Origin of the sequence: Acinetobacter rongchengensis, assembly GCF_003611475.1 — a bacterium.
Taxonomy (GTDB): Bacteria; Pseudomonadota; Gammaproteobacteria; order Pseudomonadales; family Moraxellaceae; genus Acinetobacter; species Acinetobacter rongchengensis.
The window spans coordinates 1-839 of record NZ_RAXT01000166.1 but is presented as its reverse complement, the minus strand read 5'-3'; the positions used below and the strand labels follow the sequence as shown (position 1 = coordinate 839).

Below are 839 nucleotides of genomic sequence, written 5' to 3'. Positions count from 1 at the left end.
TAGATGCCTGGTCAAGACTGCATACTTGCAGTTTTGACCAAGCATCGGAATATAATTTTAAGCAATAAAAACAATATTATGTAGCAACTTCACAAAAAGATAATAATCAGCAGGTTACAGTGAGAAACCTAGATTAACTCGGCATCCTATTGTGAAAATCAATAGCAAAATCTGATTCAGATCGTGGTTCGGTATTGTAGAATTTGAAGCCTAAACATTTAACTTCCTTATAACCATGCTCTTTAACTTCATTTAAGAACTCAACATAGTTTTGTGAATCATCTTGATCTGCATCAAAAACAATTTGGCTTTCATCATCCAAACTAATCAATACTTCCTCTTTCCAAGTATCCTTTTCAAGCAAATGACCACCTTTAGGCTCAATTAAGCATTGATAGTACATTTCACTATTTTCAGCATCATTAATGATCAGCATGTAGTCAGGGCTGAATCTACGACCATCTTTAGGGCTAAACAACCAATAATCGAGTTCATTCCGTATCAGGTAAATCTCTGCACCCTTGTAGCGTGATTTAAGCTCGTCAATTTGAGTTGCAACAAACTTAACAAAGCGTTTTTCTTCACTTGTGCCATAGTTTTCACTGTAGGCGTACCAATCGGCAGTTTCAACATCAAACTGTAGATCGGGGTTGTCATGGCTTGACTGTGGTTTTGCACGTTCATCAGGTGCATGATCACTCGTTTCACCATCTGAATCTTGGATAGGGAACGAAACCAAGTAGATGTTCTTTTCTTGCTGAAAGATAGAGGATAGTGATTTAGGTCTAAAAATATGACTTCCTGTAATCAGAGGTGGATCAGGAAATTTGAACAACACC

The 839-nt window shown here is 37.2% G+C and carries 1 pseudogene; it reads right to left on the bottom strand.

Features of this window, described 5'->3' with window-relative positions:
* Window positions 1-133: 133 nt before the first annotated feature.
* Window positions 134-839 (bottom strand): annotated as a pseudogene (locus D7V20_RS19950) (DEAD/DEAH box helicase family protein); the annotation flags it as partial.